We start from the raw sequence: 2,393 nt of genomic DNA, 5'->3' as shown, positions 1-2,393 counted from the left end.
GGTCGCGGCCGCGACCGGCGTGTGCCAGGTCAGCGTCAGGCGCACCGCCGGATGGTCGAGCCGGCGGGCCGCGCGGTCGGGCAATCCCTCCGCGAGGTCCGCCTGAGCCAGTACGCCCAGCAGCAGCGCGGTCAGAGGTGGCGTGGTGGAACGGCCGGGCGGGGCGGCGGCCAGCCCGGCCAGGGCGTGTTCGCGGGCCGTGGCCGGTCGTCCGGCGGCCAGCTCCAGCCGGGCCAGGCCCAGGCGCACCTGGGTGTGCGACTCCGCCGACCCGCTCCGCCCGGCCTGGTCCAGGAGGCCGGTCAGGCGCCGCCGGCCGCCGTCCACGTCGCCGGACTCGGCCCGGTGCAGCGCGGCGGCCACCTCGTTCTCCATGGTGTGCTCGGGCATGCCGAGCTCGCGGAAGTACCGGGTGGCGCGTTCGGCCAGGGCGGGGGCGGTGGCGGGTTCGCCGGACCGGATCAGTGCCGAGCCGAGGGCGCTCAGCGTCATCGCCAGGCCCCACCGCTCGCCGAGTTCCTCGAAGCCGTCCAGCGCGCGGGCCAGCGCGTCCCTCGCCTCGTCGAGGTGGCCGGTGTTCATGGCCAGCACGCCCCCGACCAGCAGCGCCAGCGACCGGCTCCACCGATCCGTTCCGTCTTCCGGTACGACGTGGTCGCCTTTGGCGGCTATGCCGAGCGCCAGACGGGCCATCTCGACGATGGGATGGGCGCCGGGGACGACCTGGGCCAGGGCCGTCCTGATCCGGTCGAAGGCCGCGTCCGCCTCCTCCGGGACGGCGGCCTCGGTGGTGGCCATCGCGTGGGCGGCGGCGACCAGCGCGCGGGACTGCGGATCGGCCGGCCCGGCGACCTGGAGCACCCGGCCGAGCAGGTCGAGCGACTCCGGCGGGAAGTCCCGCAGGAGCCAGAACCAGCTCAGCGCGACGCCGAACCGGACGGCCCGCTCGGCGTCGCCGGATTCGGCCGTCCAGCGGATGGCGGCCGCCAGGTCGTCCCGTTCGGCGGACAGGCGGGCGAGCGGGCGAAGCTGGTCCGACGTGCGCAGGGACGGGTCGGCGGTCTCGGCCAGCCGCAGGAAGAACCGGGCGTGCCGGTCTCGCGCGGCGGCGACCTCGGCGCGCCGGGCCAGCCGGTCGAGGCCGTACTCGCGGATGGTCTCCAGCAGGCGGTAACGCGGCTCGGCCGGGTCGGCGGAGTCGGCCGGGTGCAGCAGCGACTTGTCGACCAACGCCGCCAACAGCTCCGGCACGTCCCCCGCACCGCCGACCGCCCCAGCGTCGCCGATCGTGCCGGCGGTGCCGATCGCCTCCGCCGTGTCCTCGGTGAAGCTGCCGCGGACGACCGACAGGCGTTCCAGCAGGGCCCGTTCGCCGGGGTCGAGCAGGTCCCAGCTCCAGGCGACGGCGGCGGCCAGGGTGCGGTGGCGCGGCAGCGCCGTACGGCTGCCGCCGGTGAGCAGCCGGAACCGGTCGTCCAGCCGGGCCGCGACCGCCTCGACCGGCAGGGCGCGCAGCCGGGCGGCGGCCAGCTCGATCGCCAGCGGCAGGCCGTCGAGGCGGCGGCAGATCTCGACGGTCGCCGCCAGCGCCCCGCCGTCCAGGGCGAAGCCGGGCCGCACGGCGGCGGCGCGGTCGTGGAAGAGCCGGACGGCCGCGCTGGACCGGGCCTGGTCCGGCGTCGCGCCCGGTTCGGGCAGGTCCAGCGGGAGCACCTGGTGCAGGGTCTCGCCGCCGATGCGCAGGGGTTCGCGGCTGGTGGCCAGCACCCGCAGCCGGGGGCAGCGGCCGAGCAGGGACTCGCACAGCGTGGCGACGGCCTCGACCACGTGCTCGCAGTTGTCCAGCACCAGGACCAGGTCGTCGTCCGCGAGGATCTCGGCCAGGTGGTCCAGCGGCGCCCCGCGCGGGGGCGCGCCCTCCTCGCGCGCCCGGAGCAGGTCGAGCAGCACGCGGGGGACGTCATCCGGGCCGATCGCGGCCAGCGGGACGAACCACACCCCACCGGACGGCGTGAGCCGCCGGCCGACCGTGCTGGCCAGCCGGGTCTTGCCCGCGCCTCCAGGGCCGACCAGCGTGACCAGCCGGGCGCGGCCGAGCAGGCCGATCACGCGGCGCACGTCCTGGTCACGGCCCACGAAGCTGGTGAGCGGAACATCGAGGTTCCCACGCGACGGCCGAGCAAGCGACACCCCCGACGCCCCAGAGGGCCCGGACGCCGCGGATGCCGCGGATGCCCCGAACGGCCCCGGCGGCCGGTGGGGGCCGGGGAGGTCGCCGCGTAGGACCGCCAGATGGGCCGCCTGGAGGTGCGGTCCGGGGTCGCCGCCGAAGTCGTCGGCGAGCAGGCCGCGGATGCGCTGGATGGGGGCCCGCGCCTCGGCGCGCCGGCCGG

Annotated in this window: 1 pseudogene; it reads right to left on the bottom strand. The window is 77.4% G+C overall.

Annotated features, from left to right (window positions below):
- Nucleotides 1-2,136, bottom strand: a pseudogene (locus ABZ815_RS52685) (AfsR family transcriptional regulator); the annotation flags it as partial.
- Nucleotides 2,137-2,393 lie beyond the last annotated feature (257 nt).

The sequence above is a fragment of the Nonomuraea sp. NPDC047529 genome (assembly GCF_040642995.1).
Lineage (GTDB): Bacteria > Actinomycetota > Actinomycetes > Streptosporangiales > Streptosporangiaceae > Nonomuraea.
This window is presented reverse-complemented; position numbering and strand designations above follow the sequence as displayed.